This is a genomic window from Rhodococcus sp. USK10, assembly GCF_019378875.1.
Classification (GTDB): Bacteria; Actinomycetota; Actinomycetes; order Mycobacteriales; family Mycobacteriaceae; genus Rhodococcus_F; species Rhodococcus_F pseudokoreensis.
Genome location: NZ_CP076047.1, coordinates 1,160,006 through 1,182,202, shown reverse-complemented (window position 1 = coordinate 1,182,202; position 22,197 = coordinate 1,160,006). Strand labels below are relative to the sequence as shown.

Genomic DNA, 22,197 nt, shown 5'->3' with positions numbered 1-22,197 from the left:
ACCGGCGCACAATTGTTGCCGTGGAGTGAAACAGCCATGCCGGTTGCTCATGCTCGGCAGCGACGAACACCGCGGATGCTCATGCTGCGTTGCCAGCTCGTCTCCGAGGACCAGAGAATGTCGACCTCCACACGGCATACCCGGAACCGCGGCGCATCGCCTGCAGCAGAGGTTCTTCCGCGCCCCCCATTCGGGGATTTCGGTGCTATATCGAGCCATGCCAGAGTTGTGATCCATATCACCAATACCCGTAGGAGAGTTCGAATGAAACGTCATCGTTTTCGCGCCGTGACCGCCGCGGCAGTCACGCTCGCTGCGGTGGCCATGTTCGGGTCGGCTGGACAAGTGGTGGCCGAACCGCCAACCGCCGCAGCCGCGGCGGACTTCTATCTTCCACCGCATCCGTTGCCCGCCGGCAACAGTGGGGATCTGATCCGCAGCGAACCCTTCCGCCCGGTGGGTGGTTCGCCATTGGCGGCTCTGGTACCGGCCGCGTCCGCAACCCGAATCATGTATCTCTCCTCCGACACCGTCGGCGCGCCGGTCGCGGTCACCGGAACGATTCTGGAGCCGACCGCGGCGTGGTCTGGGTCCGGGCCACGCCCCCTCGTCAGCTATACCTACGGCACCATCGGCGCGGGCGACAATTGCGCACCCTCGAAACTGATCGCCGACGGCATCACTACCGATGGCGCCGGAACACCGATGCCCAACCTATACATTCTCGACGTCGTGTCGCTGCTGGCACGCGGCATCACGGTCGTGGTCACCGACTATGAGGGGCTCGGCACCCCGGGCGCACACACGTACCTGCAACCGGTACCCGAAGCGCACGCCGTGCTTGACGCAACACGGGCCGCCATTCGCTTCGGCGCGTCGACACCGCATGCGCCGGTAGGAATTTGGGGATACTCGCAAGGCGGCTCGGCAGCCGGTGGCGCCGCACAACTCGCCCGCAGCTACGCTCCCGACCTCAACCTCGCAGGCACCGTTGTCGGCGCACCGCCGGCGAACGTGGCCTCTACCCTCTCGAACGTCGACGGCAAAGCGCTCACCGATGTAATCGGGTTCTTCCTCAACGGCCTGCTGGCCAGCCACCCGGAATTCACGGAGGCGGTCACCACGATGCTCAACTCCGACGGGATCGACTTCCTACACCGCACCGCAACCGAATGCGACGTGAACGCCCTACTCCATGCCTATCAGCCCACCAGCTCGTTGACGGTCAGTGGCCGACCCATCATCGACGAACTGCAAACCCATCCCGCGATCCGGGCTGTTCTCGACAGCTTCAACCTGGGCACACCAGCCCCCGCTGATCCCGTTCTCCTTGCTCAGAACATCAACGACGACGTCACCCCCGCCGCGGACACCTACGCCTTGGAGAACGCCTGGCGCGGTGCCGGCGCCGACGTAACCGTGGCACACCTCGACACGCCTCCGCTGCTACCGCAACTCGGGGCCGCGGGGCATGGGGCCGGGCTTCTCCTCGACGATCCGACCGCCGTGCAATGGCTCATCGCCCGGTTCAACCATTGACCCCCTAGCCGATTCGGCAACCGAAGCCGCGGTCGCGTTGGGCGGGTGGGGCCTCCCGCACCGTGAGGCCGCCGGATTATCGCGTCCTGCCACCCCGCCCTCAGGATCCACACCGCGGTGAGCGTGGCGAACAAACTCACTGCGGTGGGATCGAGGCCCTTTGCCGTTACCCCCACCCAGCCCTATGGTTGTGGGCCCTTCGTTCGCGTGATCCGGTGGTTGGGTGATGCCGAGCCAGTTGCTGCATCCGAGTTGTCGACCGAGTCGTCTCTGCAAATCGTCGACGTCGTCGACCGTGGTGGGCATGACTACCTGCTCCCGGAGTGAAGAGATCGACGGGCAGCAACGGGTTTCGGGCTAACGCCTTCGATCAGGCGATCGTGACGCCGCCATCGACTGCGAGGGTTTGTCCGGTCACGTAGCCGGCAGTCGCTCAACTTCCCGATGAAGAACTCTATGCCGGGGTTGGCGTGCCCCCTCCCTCCTCAGGGCAATCCTGGTGATCGTCGGGCTCGCGAACCGCGCCGGCATCGGCGAATCGGAGGAGTTCAATGGGGGTCAAGGGGGGGCGAGCGTAGTCGCGAAAGCTCCAATCGTTGAGGTCGTCGACAGCAGTCGCCGTCCCATCATCCTGGTCGTGGGCGTGTTCTTGGGCTACAGGAGCTTGACACTCATCGCCATCAACTACCTCGTCAGCTACGGCACCGACCCGAGTGTCGGTTTCACCCGGTCCGAGATGCTCACTGCATCCTGCTGAGCAATACCGCCCAGCTGGCCATGACACCACTCGATGGCTATCTTGCCGATCGGTACGGATTCGCCAAAGGTCATGATGTCCTCAGTCTTTCGGATGCATGGCAACTGCCACGCTCTGGATCTTTGCCGTCCAATCCGGCAGCTTCGCTCTCATGGTGCTGGGTTACATGCTGCGCCTGAGCGTGTTCGTCAGTATCGGCTACGGCGCCCAGGGTGCGTTGTTCGCCAACGCCTTCAAGAAGTCCCCTGTACCGGAATGTCATTGGGTTTCCAGGTGTCGAACGTTCTCGGCAGCGCGATCAGTCCGATCGTCGCAACGATCCTCACGCGGGAGACCGGTTCGGTGCACTCGATCGCCGCCAATCTCGTTGCGGTGCTGGCAGTCTCGGCCCTGAGTATTCAGTCCTCATCCACGGACTACCATCGGCGCAGCCTTCCGCAGTCGACGAGACGGCATTGACTGCTTGATTGCGCGCGGACGCGCGACCGTACTCGACGCGTCCGGCTGCAAAGGACACCATCGTGCTGTTCCTTAGCGTCAACTTTTTGGGCCGAGAGTTGTGCTGCCGGAGAAGTTTCTGCGGCGCCACTGCGCGAAGGAAGTTCCAACTCCTGCGCACGAACGGCAACAGCAAACGCTTCGACCTCGGCGCCGACCCACGTGAGTTGGTCGATCTTGGGGCGAGGACCCCGCTCTTCGATCTGGTCGAACGCTGGGAGCACATCACCGCACCCACGAGGGTCGAATACGACGACGGTGTGCGACTCGGCCACGGCTGCGACCACGTAGTGCCACATCACATGGGTCTGACGCTGGCCTGCAGCAGCACCGCTGACCCTCCCCTCTTGTGGTACATAGCCAAAGCGGTTACGGTTATGTTGTCAACCGATCCAGATGCACGATGGCGTGTGCTCCGACACAGGTCCCACCCGCCGCATCAAGACATATCCATAGGGAGTTTTCATGGCCGACGCGGCGGTTGTGCAAGTCATCGAAACGGCGGTCACGAGGCGCGGTGACGGTCAATTCATGGCGGTCTTCGTCCACGGCTTCCTCGACGACCGGCACGTCTGGGATAATGTCGTCTCGCAACTGGACGCACCGGAATTCGAGTTCGTCCAAATCGATCTCGCCGGCAGCGGCGCGCGGGCCGATGCCGACGGGCCGTTCGATTACGACCGCTTCGCGGCCGATGTGGGAGCGGTCGTGGACCACATCGGCAAGCCCTTCGTCATGGTGGGGCACAGCATGGGGTCGGCCATCGCAGAGCTGGTCGCCGCGGCCCGCCCGAACCGCGCCATGGGTCTGCTCCTGCTGGCTCCGGTGCCGCTGGCGGGAGTCGGCATGCCCGCCGAGGCCATCGAGTCGTTCCGCGGGCTCGGCGGGGACAAGGAGGGGCAATGCGCCCTGCGCAAGCAGCTCTCCGCCGGGATGCCTGGCCCGGAACTCGAACGGATCGTCACCGCCGGCGCGCAGCTACGGCCCGATGTCGTTGCGGCGTTGGCGGATTGCTGGAACGGTGGGCACCCGGACGGTGTCAGCCCGTCTCGCTATGCGGGCGCGGGGCTCGTCCTGACGGGCGCCGCGGACCCGTTCGTCACCGCCGACGTCGTGTCGGCGGGCGTGACGTCGCGGTTGCCGCAGGCCACCACGGCCGTGGTCGAGGGCGCGGCGCACTGGCCGCACATGGAACAAGCATCCGCGGTCGCCTTCCGGACCGGCGAGTTCCTCGAACGAACCGCCGCCGAGTTCCTGGCCGAAACCCGGGAGCAGGGATGGACGCAAGCCTTCGCCGACAAGACCGAGTCCAGCTTCGCCGAGAAGTTCACCGAAGACGTCGTGCTCGAGGCTAGTGCATTGCAACGCCCGGCGGAGGGCCGCGACCTGGTGAAGGTCATTCTGGCAGAAGCCAGCGGGATCTACGAGTCATTGACGTTCACCCACGAAGCCAGCCACGGCTCGCGCACCTACCTCGAATGGGAAGCGACTGCGTTCGGTGGACTGAAGCTGTTCGGAATCACGGTTCTGAGCAAGAACCAGGACGGCAGGATCGCGAGCGCGGCGATTCACCATCGGCCGCTCGGCGCCCTGCAGAAGTTCTCCGGTGAGCTGCGCCACCGACTCGACGGCACGGTGGATTCGAGCTACTTCCACGGCGGCTGACCGGCTCTACCACCGGCGCGCGACGAGCTCGGTTCAGTCCTCGCCGCGCGCCGGCACCGACTCGGGCTTGCGCCTGCGCGCGCGGGAGGCACGCAAATTGACCGCGTTGCCGCACAAGCGCGCGTCATGCCACACGGCACTGGTATTGCGCGAGCGGTCGTAGAACGCCCCACCGCACCGCTCGTTGCGGCAGATTTTGAACCTGCGCCAGATGTCCTGTTGCTGGGCAACGAACGCCTCGATCAGGACGATCGCGGCAACCCGCCGCCACCCTTCTGCACGCGGCTCCAATTTCACCGTGCCGTCCGGATCCACCCGGGCGCCCATTGTGGCCGAGTGCATCCGCGCCGCGGCGAGGCTCGGATCGGCGCGCGTGGCGAGGAGGGCATGAAGGTCGGCTCGCAGGTCACGCAAGGGTTCGAGATCGCGTTCTCGGATGACGATCCGATCTTGCGCGGCGTCGTTCATCGCGGACCATGACTCCAGTGCCACATCCAGCCACCTCTGAGCACTGTCGAGATCACCCAGGAGGTCGGCCTGCCGTGGGCGGCCGACCGGCCTCGTGTTGAGCAGGTCTTGGACGAAACCGAGACCGCCGGGAGCGCCCATCAGCTGGTAGCGGTCGGTTGCTGGCCATGTCATAACCCCTACCCTACCCGGATTCACGTCCGCCTCCGCTGTAACCGTTGTCACTACGGTTCTGTCTACGGATACCCGGAAACGAATCGAAGCCCACCTACTAGACAAGGGCGTACAGCTTATGGTTATGTCATGCGTGTCAGATGCATCTTCCTGATGCTTATGTCACAGCCGCCCGCGAGCGTTGATGCCGCGGCGGAGGTCAACCGAACGATTGGACGACACATCGTGGTGTACGGCTCCTCATTGGAACAACAGCGAGGCCCGTTCGGGGTCGAACGCGAGGATGACCTGGCGATGACCACCAGGGACGGAGTCGTGCTTCGGGCCGACGTGTACCGACCCGAGAAGCCGGGCCGATATCCAGTGCTGGTGCGCCGCACGCCCTACGGGAAACGTGTGAACGACCTCGCTGCAGACTTCAGCGAGGCGCACTACTTCGCATCACACGGTTATGTGGTGGTCGTCCAGGACACCCGTGGGCGCTTTGCCTCCGAAGGTGCCTGGTACCCGTTCATCTACGAGGCACGAGACGGTTACGACACGATCGAATGGGCCGCAGCCCTGCCCGGTACGACGGGGGTTGCCGGGACCTTCGGCCAGTCCTACGGCGCGATCAGCCAGTACCTCGCGGCTACCCAGCGACCACCACACCTGCGAACCTGCGTCCCGGTCTCGGCGTATCAGCTCACGTTCGAGAACTACTGGTACAACGGCGGCGCGCTCGAACTCGGTTGGATGCTCAGCTATTTCGTGAACATGGCGGAGGCCGTGCTCGCCGCCGCAGGTGACGATGAGGCGATCGACGAGCTGACGAAGCTGAAGGTCGATCCGGCAGTGCGGTTCTCCGCGCTGACCGAGGACACGCTGCGACACCTGCCGCTGAGCGATTGGGCGGACCGCCTCGGCCGGGGTGCGCCGTTCCTGAACGATATCCTCGCGCACCCGGCCGACGGCCCGTACTGGTGGGCGACGGACCTCAGCCGGCAGTTGTTCAACATCGACGTGCCGATGCTGCACATTGGTTCGTGGTACGACATCGCCAACCGGGACACGCCGAAACTCTTCACCGGCCTACGTGAGTCCGCGCTGGACGCGCGGAACGGTCATGCACTGATCATGGGCCCGTGGGCGCACCAGCTGCCGTTCAACCAGCCGACATCCGGCGGCACCGGTGACATCGACTTCGGGCCCGAAGCCGCCATCTCCCTCGTCGACATCGAGCGCCGTTGGTTCGACCGCTACCTCAAGGACGACACCACCGAACTGCCGAGCCCGCCCGTCCGGATCTTCGTCATGGGCGAGAACCGATGGCGCGACGAACAGGAGTGGCCGCTCGCGCGCACCGCGTACACGCCGTACTACCTCCACAGCGACGGCTCGGCGAACACGCTGAACGGCGACGGGGTCGTGTCCACCGACCTACCCGCGGACGACCCCGCGGATCGCTACCGGTACGACCCAGACGACCCCGTTCCGACGGCGGGCGGCCGGTTCGTCGGTGGCGGAGTGGCCGACCAGCGGAAGAACCAGTCCCGCGCTGACGTGCTGGTCTACACCGGAGCGGAACTGACCGAGGAGCTCGAAATCACGGGTCCCATCACCGTCTGCCTGCACGCGATGACGACCGCCCAGGACGCAGACTTTGTCGCGGTGCTCTCCGATGTCCGTCCCGACGGCTATGCCCAGAATCTCGCCGAAGGCATCGCGCGCGGTCAATTCCGCGAATCCTTCATCAACCCAGCACCATTGGAGCCCGGCACCCCATACGAGTTCACGATCCAGCTCTGGAACATCAGCCACGTTTTCCATGTCGGCCATCGAATCCGGCTCCACATCACCTCCAGCGACTTCCCCCGGTGGGACCGCAATGCCGGTACCGGCGCCCCGATCGGCACCGACACCACCTTGCGCATGGCCGAACAAACCGTCCTGCACGACAGTCGGCACCCCTCCCGAATCGTGCTTCCCGTAGTGCCCCGCCCGAACAAGAAGGATTGAACTGCTGTGGACAAAGTTGTCGATTCGGCCGAGGAAGCCGTTCGCGATGTCGGCGATGGAGCGTCCCTCGCGGTAGGCGGCTTCGGACTGTGCGGCATTCCGAGCGTGTTGATCGCGGCGCTGTTGCGGCGAGGGGTGACCGACCTCGAGGTGGTCTCCAACAACTGCGGCGTGGACGACTGGGGTCTCGGCCTTCTCCTGCGCGAGCACCGCATCCGCCGGATGACCTCGTCCTACGTCGGCGAGAACAAAGAGTTCGCGCGCCAATACCTCGCCGGCGAACTCGAGGTCGAGCTGACGCCGCAAGGCACTCTCGCCGAACGGTTGCGCGCCGGGGGTTCCGGCATCGCCGCCTTCTACACCCGAACCGGTGTCGGCACCTCGGTCGCCGAGGGTGGGCTCGCGTGGCGATATGACGCGACAGGCGGTGTGGCGATCGCCTCCCCCGCCAAGGAAACGAGGAGTTTCGGCTCGGACGGGTACGGGCTCGAGGGCGAATTCGTCCTCGAAACCGGCATTCGCAGCGACTTCGGGCTCGTCCGCGCCTTGCGCGGAGATCGGCACGGCAATTTGGTCTTTCGGGCATCGGCCCGCAACTTCAACCCACTGTGCGCCATGGCGGGCCAGGTCACGATCGCCGAAGTGGAGCAATTGTGCGAGCCGGGCGAAATCGACCCGGACGACGTCCATCTGCCCGGCGTCTTCGTCCAGCGCGTCGTACCGCTGTCCGCCGAGGAAGCAGCGGACAAACGCATCGAGAAACTTGTCACACGGAAGGCCACCGAATGAGCTGGACGCGAGATCAGATGGCGGCCCGGGCAGCACGAGAACTCTCCGACGGCGATTACGTCAACCTGGGCATCGGGGCGCCGGCCCGTGTTCCCGCCCATATCCCGGCGGACATCGAGGTCGTGCTCCAATCGGAAAACGGAGTACTCGGCACCGGCGACTACCCCGCGCCCGGGGAGGCGGACCCCGACTTGGTCAATGCCAGCAAGGAGACGGTCACCCTGCGACCGGGCGCCTCCTTCTGCGATTCCGCCACGAGCTTCGGCATGATCCGGAGCGGGAAGATCGACGCCGCCATCCTCGGCGGCATGCAGGTCTCCGAGTCGGGTGACCTCGCCAACTGGATCGTTCCCGGGAGAATGGTCAAGGGAATGGGCGGGGCCATGGATCTGGTGCATGGCGCGCAACGGGTCATCGTGCTGATGGACCACGTCGCCAAGGACGGCGCACCCAAGATCGTTCGGCGCTGCACGCTCCCCCTGACCGGTCGCCGCGTCGTGCACCGGATTATCACCGATCTCGCCGTGATCGACGTCGAAGGCGACGGCCTGCGCCTGGTCGAACTGGCCCCGGGAGTGACAGCCGACGAGGTCCGCGCCGCGACGGAGCCGCCTCTCACCCTCGCGACGAACCTTGCCGGTGCTCGACCGTGGTAACCGCGCGCCACCGACACGTCGGGAAAGGAATACAGAAGTGGCACACCTCAGCTGCACGATCGAGGGCGACCTCGCCATGACAGCCGCATCGCGAATCAGAGCCTTGCGGTCCCGCGCACCCCGCCCCATGACGCCGTTTCACGGTCGCTGAGAGGACTTCACCATGCCCACACTGTCGTACGACGTCCACGTCGCCCCGTCCATCCCGACCGCGATCCCCGATCTTCCCCCCGACCTCGACCGCCGCTGGTGGTCACCGATCACCTCGACGCTGATCAGCGGCGATTCCGACGCCGTTCTCGTCGACCCGCTGATGACCGTCGAGCAGGCACGCCGTCTGTCGGACTGGGTGGCGGCCAGCGGCAAGAACCTCACGACGATCTACGTCACCCACGGCCACGGCGACCACTGGTTCGGCCTGTCCACCCTCCTCGAGCGCTTTCCCCAGGCTCGCGCCATCGCCACCCCCTCGGTCGTGGCGCACGCTCGGCAACAGTGCGCGCCGGAGTTCGTCGAGTCGTTCTGGAAGTCCCGGTTCCCTGGGCAGATTCCGGAGAAATTCGTACTGCCGGAGCCCGTGGGCGGTGACACCTTCGAGCTCGAGGGCGAAGAGATCCGGATCGTCGAGCTCGGCCACACCGACACCGACGACACCACCGCGTTGCACGTGCCGTCGATCGGCTTGGTCGTGGCGGGCGACGCCGCATACAACGACGTGCACCTCTACCTCGCCGAGTCGCCGGCCGAAGGGCGAAAGGCGTGGATCGCCGCGCTGGACACCCTTGCAGCCCTAGCGCCCATCTCCGTTGTGGCCGGCCATAAGAATCCCGCCCGCGGCGACCTCCCGGAGATCCTCGAGCAGACGAAACAATACATTCGGGATTTCGAGGAGCTGACCGTGAGCACGTCGACCACGCTGGAGCTCTACCACCTGCTGCTCGAGAAGCATCCCGACCGGATGAACCCCGGAGCCGCATGGGGATCGGCACGCTCAGCAAAAGGGTGAGCCGGAATGCCGGAAACCCATGGACAGTCGCAGTGCTCGGTCGAGCGAATCCGACGATAGGAGATTAGTGATGATTATCGACGGGTCCACTTTGGACCCCACAGCCGCCTACAAGCTCTTGATCGGCAGTATTCTGCCCCGCGCGATCGGTTGGGTGAGCACGGTGTCCACCGAGGGCGTCGCGAATCTGGCACCCATCTCGTTCTTCACCGGCGTCGGCCGCAAGCCACCGATGGTGTCGCTGTCCATGCAGCCACGGTCCGATGGCAGTCTCAAAGACACCTTCGTGAACATTCGCGACACCGGCGAGTTCTGCACGAACCTGGTGTCCTTGCCGCAGGCGCACCAGATGCATCGCACGGCGGCCGAATTCCCAAGCGGTGTTGACGAATTCGAAGCCGTCGGACTGGAGAAGGCGCCATCGGAAGTGGTGAAAGCCCCCAGGGTGGCGGGCGCCCCGATCTCCTTCGAATGCACCCTTGAACGGATCATTCCGATCGGCGACCTGGACGATCACATCGTCTTCGGTGTGATCGAACGATTCCACATCCGCGACGATCTGTATCTCGACCGCGGGCGCATCGATACGGCGGCCCTGAATCCCGTCGGACGGTTGGCGGCGGAATACACCCTGGTCGAGAACGTGTTTACTACGCCACTCGAGGACCACATACTCGAGAGCCGCCGAGACGCACGAATGCGGCGACTCGACGACAAGAGCACCGACTTCTCGCCGATCGACACCAGCTCGTGGTCCGCGTCGGGTTCCACCCGAGACTGAAGTCGCCCCTTGGAGATGCCCTTCGTTCTGGGACGGATCGGACCTGAGACACGGCCGATCCGCCCAAAAGCGTGAGGGCATCTCGCCGTGACGGCCCACGCACCACCTCGAGACCATCGGTAGACCGGAGGCGTAACTCAGCCCCGTTGCGGTTGCGATCCAACTCGACGAGCCGACCGCGGAATTCATCCACGACATCGCGCTTCCCGTCGAAGGAACACCGCGTGGCGTAATGAACTTCGAGGCCCGTCCGCGCGCCTGCAGCGCCGCGAACAAACCGGTGTCTCGGCCCCGTACGTCGCGCCGGATTTCGGCGGGCACGGGCTCGAGATGCGCGGCCGCGCGGTCGGGTCGGGTGCAGCCGACTACTCGTTTCCAGGACCGCTCGCCCTCGACGTCGCGGTACCCGACGAGGGCGACATGCACCGGCACGAGGCCGTCACCACCGACCAGCAGAACGAACGCTATGGCGCCCCTCGCCTCGGGTGACATCCGACCTCGCTTCGCGATCAACGGCTGACCGCCGGTTGTTCGGTGCACGGCTGGGCGATCTGGGCATGAGACGGCAGATGATCGCCGTCAACGAAATCGACATCGCCACTGACGAACTCTCATCCGGCCTGCCAGCTGGAACTCGATCAGGGCGTTCGCGCCAGGCAGGCGACGGCCCATCCAGGACTATCGGCGGCGATCGCCTCGGCGCGTGCTTCACCACCACGAGAGGACCGTTCACTCGTGGCGCATCCCCGCCGGCCGCCGGGTGCAGCGCGATGAGCAGAGACGTATCGGGTAGATCCGGATTTAGGTAGGAGGCACTGACTGCGAGCGCAGCCAGTGATCGACTACATCCCACGCCCTGCGCCATCCGGCGTCGAGCATCATGTCGTGGCCGATGCCTTCCAGTTCGCGGATCGTGGCACTGTACCGACGGGCGGTCGCCCGTGTGGCGCGGATCGGGACGACACGGTCGTCGGTGGCCGCAACGGACAGCACCGGGATGAACGGCGACGGCAGCGGCGCAGGGGTGTGGGCCAGGAGCTGGTACTGCACCAGTGCCGATTCCGGGGTCATCCGCGCGACGGCCGCTGCCACCGCCGCCGGGTCCAGTCCGGTGAAGAGCATGTCGGGATTCAGATGGAGGGGAAGACCTGCGACGAGACGCAGTCCCTGGACCGGATGGTGTCTTACCACGGATATGGCCGTTCCGATGGCGGGGCGGGCTGAGATGCTCGCGACCAGGACCGCAGCCGCGGGCTTGATCGCAGGCAGGGCGTGCTGGACGACGAGGCCGCCGAGGGAATGTCCGATGAGGACCCCCTTCCCGTCTGCAATCGACGTGGCAGCGCGGACCGTGTCAGCGACATAATCGCGCAGCCGCGCCCCGGCGACGCTGCCTTCGCTGCCACCGTGACCGCGGAAGGAAAGCGCGTAGACCGGGTGACCGGCCGCTGCGGCTGTTTCCATCCAGTTCTGCCAGCACCATGCGCCGTGCCCGAGGCCATGTACGAACAGCAGCGGCGGACGGTCGGCGATTCCCGCCGCGGGGGTGTGCACGATTTCGAGCGCGGGTTCCGTGCCGGTCGCGGGAAGCATTGTCGTATTCACAGTCGGTCCTCTATTCATTGCGGCACGGCGGTGATATGTTGCACCGCAGACGTGTGGGAGCGCGTCATACTTCCGCCCAGGGGCACATTCGAGTTCGGGTTGGGCGCGGGCAGCACTGTGATCGCTTCTCTGGCGTCGGCAAGCGGATCCGATTCGTCCGCCGGCGCGAGGGCCGGCGCGAGCGCGGCCATCAGCGTGAAAAATCCACCGATGGCGGTCGGTGCCTTCGTCGAAACCTCATCGTTTCCCCTGTCCGCGACGAAGGCCCATCCCCTCATCCTCTGTGAATGGCGTCACACCTTTTCCGATATATGACTTAACCGTAGCTACTATTCCTATGTCACGCAAGGGGTGACTTATCCGGTCAAACAGGTCATTTGTCGGATCCACATGGCGTATCACATCGTAGCTTTGACATAAGCTCGATCGATTAGATTACGTCAGACGTATGACGCATCGAGGAGCCGGCGCGCTTTACCGCTGTTCGATGAACAAGGTGAGGTTCGGCACGCCGTCGAGCCGGTCACCGCCCTGCCTCGTGACTGATGCCACACCGGGACAATGCGCAGGCACCGATGGCCCTGAAACGACTGAGGCGCGTGCCGAGGTGATCCTCGCCCGGTGGACCGCAGACGCGGTGGAGCAGGCAGCGCGCCTCGCGAGGCCATGGGTCCCGCATCGTTCGATGGCGAGACTCCGGATGCGGTCAAGCGCCGAAATCTCAGTTCTCGCATCGTCTCCGATGAACACCGCCGTCAAAGCTCCTCCACCCCAGTTCGTCTGGGCCCGCTGCGCTCGTAGCCAGCCGTGGACCGGTCGACCGTGTCGGCAATCTCGTCGAGCAGGACGTAGCCGCCGAAGGACAGCCCGATGAGCGAGAGAAACGCGGCGTACAGTTTGTCGAGCACATGACTCCCAGGTCGGATATTGGTGGTGTGGCGATAGCGCCGGGATCGGGTGTGGTCCGGGAAATTCCTTCGAGGCGGTGAGCCGTACCGGTTACTCGGAGGTCGAGTCGCCGGGGGCGGTAGTCGGCCACAGTTGCCCCGAACCACGACGTAGTGCCTCGCGCCCCACACTTCGGTCACCCAGATTGCCTCGACCGTGCTCCAATCAAGTCATGCCGGGCAGCGTGTGACCCACACGTGGGACCACCCCGGCCATGAGCGATTCCGCGGAGCAGTTGACTCAGCAAACAACATAAACGTCTAGTCGTCAGCTATGTCGATAGTCGACCGGCGTGAGCAGGCGCGGCGACGGCGCAGGGTAGTTCCACTGCTGTGTAGCGACGGGCAACGCGGTCGAGGTCGGCCGGAGTGCGGCGGCATCATCCCTCAGTAGCCGTGAGCCACGGACGGGCGAGCGCTTGCGGCCACATCGAGTAGTCACCCCGGGACTGCAGTGACAGCAGGGTAGACATATACATACGTGCTTTGATTGCGTCGTTGCGGTATGGTCAGGAATGCGACCATGAATTCTGCGCGAAAAACTATCGCGCCGTCCCGATGACAAGAGGAGAACGATGAGCCCCCACCAGTCGGATAGCCGTGAGGACATCCTGAAGTTCGCGGTCCTCGTCGACCGCCGTCCCTCTCTGACTCGGGATCTCCCGTACGGGCCCGAAGACCTCCAGTGGGTGACGAACACATCAACCCTCGTCTATGGGCCCCGCGACGCCATCTTGATCGACACCTTCACGACGTCGACGCAAAACGAGAAGCTGGTCGACTGGGTCGCATCCTTCGACCGCAACCTCACTCACATCTATTCCACCCATGGGCATGGGGATCACTTCTTCGGTATCGGTCAACTTCTCGATCGGTTCGAGAACGCCACTGCCGTCGCAACCGCCGGTAGCGTGGCGCAGGCGCAGAAACACGCGTCGCCCGAGATGTTGCACGGATTCTGGGAACGACTGTTCCCCGGCGAGATCCCCTCACCCCCGCAGGTGCCCAGCGTCATCGAGTCCACGGGGCTTGATCTTCACGGGCACGAACTCCGCATTCTCCCTATGGGATTCACGGACACCGAAGACACCACCGTCGTGTGGGTGCCCAGCCTAGGCCTGATCGTCGGCGGCGATGTCGTCTACAACCACACACATCCTTACCTCGCCGAGACCACACCGGACACGCGCGAGAACTGGCGATCCGCCCTCGTGCAGTTGTCCGAAGTCGACGCGCGAGTTGTGGTCGCGGGACATAAGCACAGCGACTACCCGGACGACCCGTCGAACATCACCGAGACGTTGTCCTACCTCGAGGACTTCGAGGTGTTGCGCCAGGCGACCACAACTGCCGAGGAGCTTTATGCAGCCCTCCTCGACAAGCACCCGAATCGCGCGAACCCGGGCTCCGCCTGGGCCGCTGCGAAGGCGACTCACGGCGCATGATTCCGGATCCGACAGCCGCGTCCTGAACAAACCCATGGCCTGAGCGTCGGAGCAAAGTCACCCTTCATCGGACCTAGTAGACCGTCGCCGCTAAGTGTTGGGATATAGGTGGCGGAGTTTGATGCGGGCGTCGTCGGTGGCGAAGTACCACTGGACCTGACGTTGATCGGCGTTGGTCTGTCGTTGCCAGGCGGCGAGTTCGGCGCCCAGGGTCTCGAGGTCCTCGATGCGCCGGTCCAGACACTGGCGGGTCAGCACCGAGAGTTCGATCTCGGCGATGTTGAGCCACGAGCCGTGTTTGGGGGTGTGGTGGATCTCGAGTCGCTGCGCGAGCGCGAACGCCTCGGCCGGCTCGAAGGCCTCGTAGAGCGATCCGATGCCGTGAGTATTGAGGTTGTCCATCACCAGCACCACCGTCTCCGCGTCCGGGTAGTCCACGCACAGAAGCTCTTTGACCTGCCGGGCCCAGTCGACCTTGGTGCGCCGGGGCTGGGCATCGACACGCCGCCAGCCGGCCAGAGGCTCGACCCAGCAGAAGATCGAACAGGTCCCGTGCCGCACATACTCGGAGTCCTCCTTCAGATCGCGTCCCGGGCCTGCAGGGATCGGATCACGCACGTGAGCGAGGAGCTGGTAGGGCTTCTCGTCCATGCACACCACCGGGCGAGAGGGATCGTGGGGGCGGGCGTAGACCGACAGGACATCTTCCATCCGGGCTGCGAACTCCGCGTTCGCCTTTGGTGGAATGGTCCAGCACTTCTTCAGGTGAGGACGAAGTTTCGTTTTTTTAAAATCCGGCCGATGGTCGAGTGGTCCAGATCTGGGATGTCCTCGACCAGGGCGACGTGCTTCTCCAGCAGTCGCAGCGACCACCGGGCATGTCCCGCCGGGGGCTGTGTGCACGCCAACGCAATCAACCTGGCCTCGATCTCGCCGGTGATCTGCGACGGCACCGGTGGGAGGTCACGCTGCTTGCGCCCGATCGTGGCCTCCACGTCCTGACCGGTCTCAGCGAACCGCTTGGCCACCAGCCGCACCGTCTCACCCGAGACTCCCAACCGTGCTGCGATCACCTTCTTCTCCTCCACCACCCCGACCGAGGTGTCCAGCGCCAGCAACACCCGGGCCCGCCGGATCATCGAGGCCGGATGCACCCCGGTCGTGGTCAACCGTTCCAGGAACTCACGATCAGCCGAGCTCAACGTCACCGGACGCTTCTTCTGCGAAGGCATGACAACAGTCCTGACCGGCAGAGGGGAAGGGGAAGTCTGCCGCCCCAACCTTAACGAAACAGGACAGAATTAAGCGGCGACACGCTACTAGGTCCAAAGGAGACACCTCGTCGAGTGTGTACGCAATGGGGCAAATCTTGGGCGACCCCCCGCATAGCCGGTAGCCGCCTGCGCTTCCTGCACCGCCTCGATGGGAGTGTGAGTCGGAACGACCATATTGACGAGCCCCTGCCTGACTGACGGGGCACAACCCGCACGATGAAACTCAACGGAAGACGAATCCGTCACGTCCGCTACCAGTGGCGGCAGGTGAACTAGGACCGCGCCATCGTTGAAAGTCGTTGTAACGCAACCGCCGAAGCACTTCCGGCCGCAGCGCTGAAGATAATGACATGCTGGCCGCCGGAATGCGGCACCGCCAGCCGATTGCGCTGCAGGTGCAGCTCGCCGACGACGGGGTGGCGCACCACGGTAATTCCGGGCTGGTAACCGACGTCGGCGCGCGCCCATAGCTCCCGGAAGCGTTCACTGAGCGCTGACAGTTCATCGACCAGAGCACGCATGCGCAGATCGTCGGACGACTTGCCGGCGACTTCCCGCAGGCCGCTGACCGCGATGTCGGTGGCTTCGTCCCAGTCGACGAAGAAGTCGCGTGCCGCCGGTTCGGTGAGCCTCCAGCGCAGGAAGTTCTGCCCGGGTGAGAACCCCGGAGATAAGGCACAGGCAATGCGATTGGCCGCCAATACGTCCTGGTAGCGGTTGGCGACGACCGTCGGCATCGGAAAATGCTCGATCAACACGTCGAGGCCGTCGGCGGCAGATTCGAGATCGGGCTGCGCCTGGTGGCCGCTGACACCGGCCAACTCGTACAGGTAATCGGCGCCCTTGATGTCCAGCTGCAGCGCCCGGGCGAGCGCGTCGAGGATCTGCGGGGATGGATGCTTGTCGCGGCCCTGCTCGAGACGCAGGTAATACTCCGCACTGATGCCGGCCACGGTCGCCAACTCCTCACGCCGCAAGCCCGCAACCCGCCGGCGGGGTCCGGCGACCAAGCCGACGTCGTCGGGTTGGACCTGCGCACGCCGGGCACGCAGATACGTTCCCAAAGCATTGCCTTCTTCCGCCACCTCGTCAGCCTAAGCCTGTCCCTGCCAGTACCAGGGTCGGTGCGGTGTCCCCATAACGAACCGTTCTGCCGCAGGCTCAATGTTATGCCTCAGGAACACTCGAACAGAGAGCAGACGATGCAACGACACGACGTGCAGTTCGCGGCCGAGGGCGGCGTGATGCTGCGGGGGTGGCTATTCATTCCCGATGGGCCCGGACCGCATCCAGGGATCACGATGGCCCACGGTTTCGCCGGGGTGAAGGAACACGGGCTGGAACGCTTCGCCCGCTGCTTCGCCGAGGCCGGGTTCGTAGTCCTGCTACACGACCACCGCGGTTTCGGCGCCAGCGAGGGCACCCCGCGCGGAGACGTGAACCCGTGGACCCAGATCGCCGACTGGCGCCACGCCATCTCCTTCCTCGAGGAGCATCCCGCAGTCGACGCCGACCGCATCGGCCTCTGGGGCACCAGTTATGCGGGCGGGCACGCCATCGTGCTGGGTGCAACCGACCGGCGGCTGCGCGCCGTCGTCGCGCAGGTCCCCACCATCAACGGCTACCCGCAGAGTCTGCGCCGGGTGGCCCCCGACCAAGTCACCGCGCTGGAAGCCGCGTTCGCCGACGACGACCGCCGACAATTCCGAGGCCAGCCACCGGCCACCCAAGCCGTGGTCAGTGCCGACCCGACCGTCGCGGCGGCCTACCGCTCCCCCGACGCGATTGCTTTCTACACCCAACCACTGCCTGAAGGCGCATGGTCCAACGAGATGACGGTGCGATCCTCCCGGGCGGCCCGAATGTATGAACCGGGCACCTTCCTGGCCCGGGTCTCACCGACCCCACTGCTGATGGTCGTCGCACTGGCCGACACCGTCACCGTCACCGATCTCGCACTGGCCGGTTACGAACAAGCCCTCCACCCCAAACGGCTGGTCACCATCCCCGGCGGTCACTTCGACCCTTACCTGGAGCGCTTCGGGCAGGCGAGCAGCGCCGCCGTCGATTGGTTCACCCACCATCTTGCCCCCACCGAGGAAAGACGCTGATCGTGACCGACCTGCGCTACGACGTGATGGTGCACGACGGACTGCCCCGCCACCGCAAACAACGCCTGCCCGACGGCAGCCCCATCGTCTCCGCACCGGTCACCTCGACCCTCATATGCGGCGACCACGACGCCGTCCTGGTCGACCCGCCGTCCACCCACGACCAGATCCAACGGGTCGGCGACTGGATCGAACTGTCCGGCAAGACCCTGCGCTACGTGTACGCCACCCACGGGCACGGAGATCACTGGTTCGGCACCGACGCCCTGCTGCGCCGATTCGCCGACGTCACCGCCTACTCCAGCGCGGGGACCATCGCCAAGATGCATGAGCAGGCCACTGACGGCCGCGCCCAGATGTGGGACGTCGACTTCCCCCGCCAGATCCCACCCAGCCCCGTGGTGTATCAGCCGGTCCCCGCTGACGGGATCATCCTGGAGGGACATCTCTTGCAGCCCATCGAGGTTGGCCACGCCGACACCGACGGCACCACCGTGCTGCACGTACCCTCGATCGGCCTGGTCGTCGCCGGGAACGTCGCCTACAACGGCGTGCACCCATACCTGCTGGAAAGCGAGCACGGCGGCATCAAGGAATGGCTGGCCGCACTGAACACCGTGGCCGCACTGCAACCCCGCGCGGTCGTCGCCGGGCACAAGAACAAGGACCTGCCCGACGATCCGGCGATCCTCACCACCACCCGCAACTATCTGCTCGACGCCCAACGTCTGCTGGCCGGCAACCCCGCCCCTCGGGAGTTCTTCGACCACATGACTCGACTGCACCCCGACCGGCTCAACGTCGGCACCGTCTGGTGCAGCGCCGTCGCCCTGCTGTCCTGACCCGCAACAACACAACCTCTCACACAAGGAGACATCCATGATCATCGACACCGCCGATCTCGATGCGGCCGCCACCTACAAACTGCTCATCGGCAGCGTGCTGCCCCGCCCCATCGCTTGGGTCAGCACCCGATCGACCGCCGGGATCGGCAACATTGCCCCGGTTTCCTTCTTCACCGTCGTGGGTCGCAAACCCCCCATCTTGTCCATTAGCCTGCAACCGCGCGCCGACGGCATCACGCTCAAGGACACCTTCGTCAACATCAGCGACACCAACGAATTCGTCATCAACGTCGCCACGCTCGGTCAGGCCGACGCCGTGCACGCCTCGGCACGCGAATTTGAGAGCCGCATTGATGAATTCGAGGCCCTCGAACTGGACAAGGCGCCCTCGGAGGTGATTTCCGCCCCGCGGATCGCCGGTGCTCCCATCTCCTTCGAATGTGTGGTGGACCGCATCATCCCCATGCCGCTCTCCGATCACGTCGTCTGGGGCGAAGTCAAGCGCATTCACGTCCGCGACGACCTCTACCTGTCCCGGGGCCGCATCGACGTCGGTGCTCTAGGGGCGTTCGGCAGGCTGGCCGCCGAGTACACCCTCGTCGACACCATCTTCACCACCCCGGCATCGGATGCGGTCATCGGCGAACACGCCGCTGCCCGGGCCCGCCGTCTCGACGGTCACGACACCGACTACTCCCCTATCGACACCGCAGAATGGTCGCCCTCCGGCTCGACCACCAACGTGGTGACCACCTGACCCGCGCGACAACGGCAGCCGCCACCCTGGCGCAACCCTCCCGCCGAGGTCGACGGTTCGGTGCGGAACTGGACGAGGGCGCGGCGTGGGAGGCGAATACAGTTGTCCCGCACGCGGTTTCCGCTTTGCAAGTCGATGACGGGTTCCGCGACGGCGATGGCGACGCTGGCGGGTACCTATCCCCGGGAATTTTGATGTTGCAGCCATTTGGTGGCGGGAGCTTCCCGCCCAGGCGACGATGCAGGTGCGGTGAGAGAGCTCATCTCAGCCGCGACACACAAGGAATGCCCGATGCCTGCCCATAGGGCATCAGCGGCCCCTGACTCGACCAAGCGGCACACCACACCCCATAGTGCGCTGCCGAAGCCGATGGTTCATGCCCGCCCGGCGCGATCGATTCCGCGCAACCCGAATCCACTAGAGGACACGATGAACCCCCCTGTCAGGGGCGCCTTGCCCAGAGACGCGCCCGTAACCAATGGATCCGGAGCAGTCGGACCCGCGCCCTCCCGCCCGCCCGCCGTCGCACCGTTCCCTGGTCAAGCCCGGTGGGCGACACGGTCCGAACGAATCGGTCTGCTGTCGATCTCGCTCGGCGCGGCCGGCCTGGGCGGAGCGTGGGAGTCGGCCACCGCGACGGTGTCCGCCCCGATCGGGGTGAGCGACGCGCTGTTCACCGTCGGTGGCCTGGTGTGGCTGGTACTGCTCATTGCGTACATCCGGCACGGCGGAGGGCGGTGGCGCAATCTGCGTCACGATATTCGCCATCCCGCTCAGGGTTTCGCGCTGGCATACGTGCCCATCGCGGGCATGCTCTTTGCCGGACACTTCGCCCGCTTCGGGTTGGAAATCGCACGCGCGACATACGTAGTCTTCGCTGCTGCGGCAGCGGTCCTCGCGGCCCGTCTGCTGTCCCACTGGTTCACCGGAACACTCAGCTCGTCGCTCCTGCACCCCGGCTATCTGCTACCGGTGTCGTCGGGGCCGTTCATCGCCAGCACCATCGCGTCCACTCTGCAGTGGCCGGGGTTGGCCGCCGCGACGTTCGCCGTCGGGCTGGTGTACTGGCTCGCCTTTGGCACCGTCATCCTCGGCGGCCTCGTGGCCAGCCCCGGTCTGCCCCAGCGTGCCCGGCCCACACTCACGGTGCTGATCCTTCCACCGGCTACCGGAGGGCTTGCGTGGATTGCCGCCCACCGCGGTGTGGTCGACGCGGTCGGCTGCGGCTTCGCGGGCCTGCTGGCCTTCACGGTTCTGATCGTCGCATGCCTTCTTCCCGACCTACGTCAGCAGTCGTTCCACACCGGCTACTGGACTTTCTCGTTTCCGCTCGCGGCGGGCGCGAACTTCGCCATCCGCTGGTTCCACGGGATGGCAGTGCCCGCTTGGCGTCCCATGACGTGGGCAGTGCTGGGAGCGGCGACGGTGCCCTTCGTGGCACTGGGCATAGTCACCATTGCCCACGCCTTCGGCTGCGGGGCGCGACCGGGCGCGCATAGGCGTGTCTAGTGGCGCTCGAGCACCGTGTCGGCGATGTCGTTTGGGCCGTACTGTCGCACTCCGCCCCGGGGCGTGCGCCACCGAGTGCCAACTTGTGGATCACTTCAAGCAGCGCATCGCCCGGTTCAAGGCGCCTCGACGGGTCGTCATCGGCGACCTGCCGAAGACCGCAACCGGGAAGACACAGAAGTTCAAGCTGCGCGGATCCGCGCTGGACGGCGGCGCTACCGAGCCGTTGCCCCTCGGGCCGTCATCAGCCTGAAACATAGGCGAACTGGATTAGGTGCTGTCACCCACGTAGGCTGTGAACATGACCTGGACGGCAACAACCCGATACGGGCTGGACGTCGCACCCGATGGACTCGCGCTCGTGCACGACTTTCTCAGCACCGCGGCCGCAGGCCGCCCGCGGCAGCAGGACCTCCTGGCCGAGCCGGCTCCGGCCATCGAGTGGATGCGAGGCGCGCTGACCGCCTGGGCACAACAGTGGAGCGCGCCCGTGCTCGACCAGGTCGATCTCGATGCGCTCACTGAACGCGACCTGACGGTCCTGCGACGCGTACGGGATGGGCTGGTCGACTCCCTGCACGCGCGCCATTTCGACACGGACGCCTCGACGGGCGGCGACGGACGCGGCGGCCTCGTGGACCTCCAGGTGGCTCTCGAAGCAGGCTTCGAGCCCGACGGGACAGTGCACTTCAGGCCCAAGGGTCGCGGCTGGAAGTTGCTGCTCGGGCCGGTCGCGCTCGAGATCCGTCGGGCTCAGGACGCAGGCGTCTGGCCACGGCTGAAGAGCTGCAAGAACGATCGGTGCCGCGGCGTCTTCTACGACCGGTCACGCAACAACAGTGGCGTCTGGCATGACGTGCGCATTTGCGGAAACGCGGCCAACCTCCGCGCGTCCCGAGCGCGACGCCGTGCAGCCGCCCAGCCGGCGCGCGCACGGTAGTAGCGCCAGAGCCGTCAGGGGCGAGCTCGTCCAGCCGCTTCATCCTCGATGTAGACGTGCCGATGCTGCACGCCTGCGACGTACATCCCGACGGGTTCGTGCAGAACCTCGCCGTAGGACTCGTACGTGGCCGGTTCCGCGACAGCTACGACGACCCCACACTCCTGACCCAGGCCAGGTCTATCGACTCACGATCGAGCTCGGGAACATCAGTCATCTCGTCAAGGGCGGACACGCCCTGCGACTGCTCGTGACCTCCAGCGACTTTCCCCGATGGGACCGCACCAACACCGGTGACCGCCCGGCGGCCGCCTCCGACACTCAGCAAGCCCGGCAGACGATCCTCCACGACCGCGCTCACGCTTCTCGCCTCATCCTGCCGACGGTCTCCGCCGCGGAACGCCGGTAGTGCGGCGTCCACCGGGCGCTCACG

The 22,197-nt window shown here is 65.4% G+C and carries 24 protein-coding genes; 17 read left to right on the top strand and 7 right to left on the bottom strand.

Going from position 1 to position 22,197, the window contains the following annotated elements:
* The first annotated feature begins 117 nt into the window (after window positions 1-117).
* The 3 genes from I1A62_RS06070 (at window position 118) to I1A62_RS06060 (ending at window position 4,459) form a co-directional block, all read left to right on the top strand.
* A complete protein-coding gene (locus I1A62_RS06070) occupies window positions 118-1,539 on the top strand; it encodes a lipase family protein (protein WP_257890484.1) in 1,422 nt (473 codons plus the stop codon).
* Between the two features lie 499 nt (window positions 1,540-2,038).
* A complete protein-coding gene (locus I1A62_RS06065) occupies window positions 2,039-2,296 on the top strand; it encodes a hypothetical protein (RefSeq protein ID WP_219454751.1) in 258 nt (85 codons plus the stop codon).
* A 1,029-nt stretch (window positions 2,297-3,325) separates the two neighbouring features.
* Window positions 3,326-4,459: an alpha/beta fold hydrolase gene (locus I1A62_RS06060; RefSeq protein ID WP_219454750.1), complete on the top strand. Its 1,134-nt coding sequence runs from the start codon at window positions 3,326-3,328 to the stop codon at window positions 4,457-4,459.
* Between the two features lie 33 nt (window positions 4,460-4,492).
* On the opposite strand, the gene I1A62_RS06055 is transcribed toward I1A62_RS06060, so the two are convergent.
* Window positions 4,493-5,068, bottom strand: a complete 576-nt coding sequence (locus I1A62_RS06055; protein ID WP_219454748.1) for a CGNR zinc finger domain-containing protein — start codon at window positions 5,066-5,068, stop codon at window positions 4,493-4,495.
* A gap of 327 nt (window positions 5,069-5,395) precedes the next feature.
* Here I1A62_RS06055 and I1A62_RS06050 point away from each other — a divergent pair, with 327 nt between their 5' ends.
* The 6 genes from I1A62_RS06050 (at window position 5,396) to I1A62_RS06025 (ending at window position 10,820) form a co-directional block, all read left to right on the top strand.
* Window positions 5,396-7,099: a CocE/NonD family hydrolase gene (locus I1A62_RS06050; protein ID WP_257890482.1), complete on the top strand. Its 1,704-nt coding sequence runs from the start codon at window positions 5,396-5,398 to the stop codon at window positions 7,097-7,099.
* Between the two features lie 6 nt (window positions 7,100-7,105).
* The gene (locus I1A62_RS06045; protein ID WP_219454746.1) at window positions 7,106-7,888 is read left to right on the top strand and encodes a CoA transferase subunit A; all 783 of its coding nucleotides are present in this window, start codon (window positions 7,106-7,108) and stop codon (window positions 7,886-7,888) included.
* Window positions 7,885-8,544 carry a CoA transferase subunit B gene (locus tag I1A62_RS06040; protein WP_219454745.1) on the top strand — a complete coding sequence of 220 codons (660 nt, stop codon included), beginning with the start codon at window positions 7,885-7,887 and terminating at the stop codon, window positions 8,542-8,544. The genes I1A62_RS06045 and I1A62_RS06040 overlap by 4 nt, the downstream gene beginning before the upstream one ends.
* Before the next feature lie 163 nt (window positions 8,545-8,707).
* Entirely contained in the window at window positions 8,708-9,550 is an 843-nt protein-coding gene (locus I1A62_RS06035) for an MBL fold metallo-hydrolase (protein WP_219454743.1), read from the top strand.
* Between the two features lie 70 nt (window positions 9,551-9,620).
* The gene (locus I1A62_RS06030; RefSeq protein WP_219455149.1) at window positions 9,621-10,331 is read left to right on the top strand and encodes a flavin reductase family protein; all 711 of its coding nucleotides are present in this window, start codon (window positions 9,621-9,623) and stop codon (window positions 10,329-10,331) included.
* Window positions 10,332-10,661: 330 nt separating this feature from the next.
* On the top strand, window positions 10,662-10,820 hold the full coding sequence (locus I1A62_RS06025) for a hypothetical protein (RefSeq protein WP_219454741.1): 159 nt from the start codon (window positions 10,662-10,664) through the stop codon (window positions 10,818-10,820).
* A 312-nt stretch (window positions 10,821-11,132) separates the two neighbouring features.
* Here I1A62_RS06025 and I1A62_RS06020 read toward each other — a convergent pair whose 3' ends face one another.
* The 3 genes from I1A62_RS06020 to I1A62_RS06010 form a co-directional block, all read right to left on the bottom strand.
* On the bottom strand, window positions 11,133-11,936 hold the full coding sequence (locus I1A62_RS06020; protein ID WP_219454739.1) for an alpha/beta hydrolase: 804 nt from the start codon (window positions 11,934-11,936) through the stop codon (window positions 11,133-11,135).
* A 14-nt stretch (window positions 11,937-11,950) separates the two neighbouring features.
* Window positions 11,951-12,214 (bottom strand): hypothetical protein, encoded by a 264-nt coding sequence (locus tag I1A62_RS06015; protein ID WP_219454738.1) that lies wholly within the window; start codon window positions 12,212-12,214, stop codon window positions 11,951-11,953.
* A 477-nt stretch (window positions 12,215-12,691) separates the two neighbouring features.
* A complete protein-coding gene (locus tag I1A62_RS06010) occupies window positions 12,692-12,844 on the bottom strand; it encodes a hypothetical protein (protein WP_219454736.1) in 153 nt (50 codons plus the stop codon).
* A 614-nt stretch (window positions 12,845-13,458) separates the two neighbouring features.
* On the opposite strand from I1A62_RS06010, the gene I1A62_RS06005 reads away from it, so the two are divergent.
* On the top strand, window positions 13,459-14,328 hold the full coding sequence (locus I1A62_RS06005) for an MBL fold metallo-hydrolase (protein WP_219454734.1): 870 nt from the start codon (window positions 13,459-13,461) through the stop codon (window positions 14,326-14,328).
* A gap of 90 nt (window positions 14,329-14,418) precedes the next feature.
* Here the strand turns inward: I1A62_RS06005 and I1A62_RS06000 are convergent, their stop codons facing one another.
* From I1A62_RS06000 to I1A62_RS05995, 3 genes are all read right to left on the bottom strand, one after another.
* Window positions 14,419-15,201 carry an IS630 family transposase gene (locus I1A62_RS06000; RefSeq protein ID WP_257890481.1) on the bottom strand — a complete coding sequence of 261 codons (783 nt, stop codon included), beginning with the start codon at window positions 15,199-15,201 and terminating at the stop codon, window positions 14,419-14,421.
* Window positions 15,090-15,560 (bottom strand): helix-turn-helix domain-containing protein, encoded by a 471-nt coding sequence (locus I1A62_RS46045; protein WP_172652712.1) that lies wholly within the window; start codon window positions 15,558-15,560, stop codon window positions 15,090-15,092. The genes I1A62_RS06000 and I1A62_RS46045 overlap by 112 nt, the downstream gene beginning before the upstream one ends.
* Window positions 15,561-15,874: 314 nt before the next feature.
* Window positions 15,875-16,687: a helix-turn-helix domain-containing protein gene (locus I1A62_RS05995; RefSeq protein WP_219454732.1), complete on the bottom strand. Its 813-nt coding sequence runs from the start codon at window positions 16,685-16,687 to the stop codon at window positions 15,875-15,877.
* Between the two features lie 117 nt (window positions 16,688-16,804).
* On the opposite strand from I1A62_RS05995, the gene I1A62_RS05990 reads away from it, so the two are divergent.
* The 7 genes from I1A62_RS05990 (at window position 16,805) to I1A62_RS05960 (ending at window position 22,173) form a co-directional block, all read left to right on the top strand.
* Complete coding sequence (locus tag I1A62_RS05990) at window positions 16,805-17,713, top strand: alpha/beta hydrolase (RefSeq protein ID WP_219454731.1); 909 nt, start codon at window positions 16,805-16,807, stop codon at window positions 17,711-17,713.
* Between the two features lie 2 nt (window positions 17,714-17,715).
* Window positions 17,716-18,555: an MBL fold metallo-hydrolase gene (locus I1A62_RS05985; RefSeq protein ID WP_257890480.1), complete on the top strand. Its 840-nt coding sequence runs from the start codon at window positions 17,716-17,718 to the stop codon at window positions 18,553-18,555.
* A gap of 37 nt (window positions 18,556-18,592) precedes the next feature.
* Window positions 18,593-19,315: a flavin reductase family protein gene (locus I1A62_RS05980; protein WP_219454729.1), complete on the top strand. Its 723-nt coding sequence runs from the start codon at window positions 18,593-18,595 to the stop codon at window positions 19,313-19,315.
* Window positions 19,316-19,744: 429 nt separating this feature from the next.
* The gene (locus tag I1A62_RS05975) at window positions 19,745-20,824 is read left to right on the top strand and encodes a hypothetical protein (protein ID WP_219454727.1); all 1,080 of its coding nucleotides are present in this window, start codon (window positions 19,745-19,747) and stop codon (window positions 20,822-20,824) included.
* A gap of 85 nt (window positions 20,825-20,909) precedes the next feature.
* Window positions 20,910-21,077: a hypothetical protein gene (locus I1A62_RS05970; RefSeq protein WP_181450698.1), complete on the top strand. Its 168-nt coding sequence runs from the start codon at window positions 20,910-20,912 to the stop codon at window positions 21,075-21,077.
* A gap of 48 nt (window positions 21,078-21,125) precedes the next feature.
* Window positions 21,126-21,764 (top strand): CGNR zinc finger domain-containing protein, encoded by a 639-nt coding sequence (locus tag I1A62_RS05965; RefSeq protein WP_141476721.1) that lies wholly within the window; start codon window positions 21,126-21,128, stop codon window positions 21,762-21,764.
* The gene (locus tag I1A62_RS05960; RefSeq protein ID WP_257890479.1) at window positions 21,676-22,173 is read left to right on the top strand and encodes a CocE/NonD family hydrolase C-terminal non-catalytic domain-containing protein; all 498 of its coding nucleotides are present in this window, start codon (window positions 21,676-21,678) and stop codon (window positions 22,171-22,173) included. The genes I1A62_RS05965 and I1A62_RS05960 overlap by 89 nt, the downstream gene beginning before the upstream one ends.
* Window positions 22,174-22,197 lie beyond the last annotated feature (24 nt).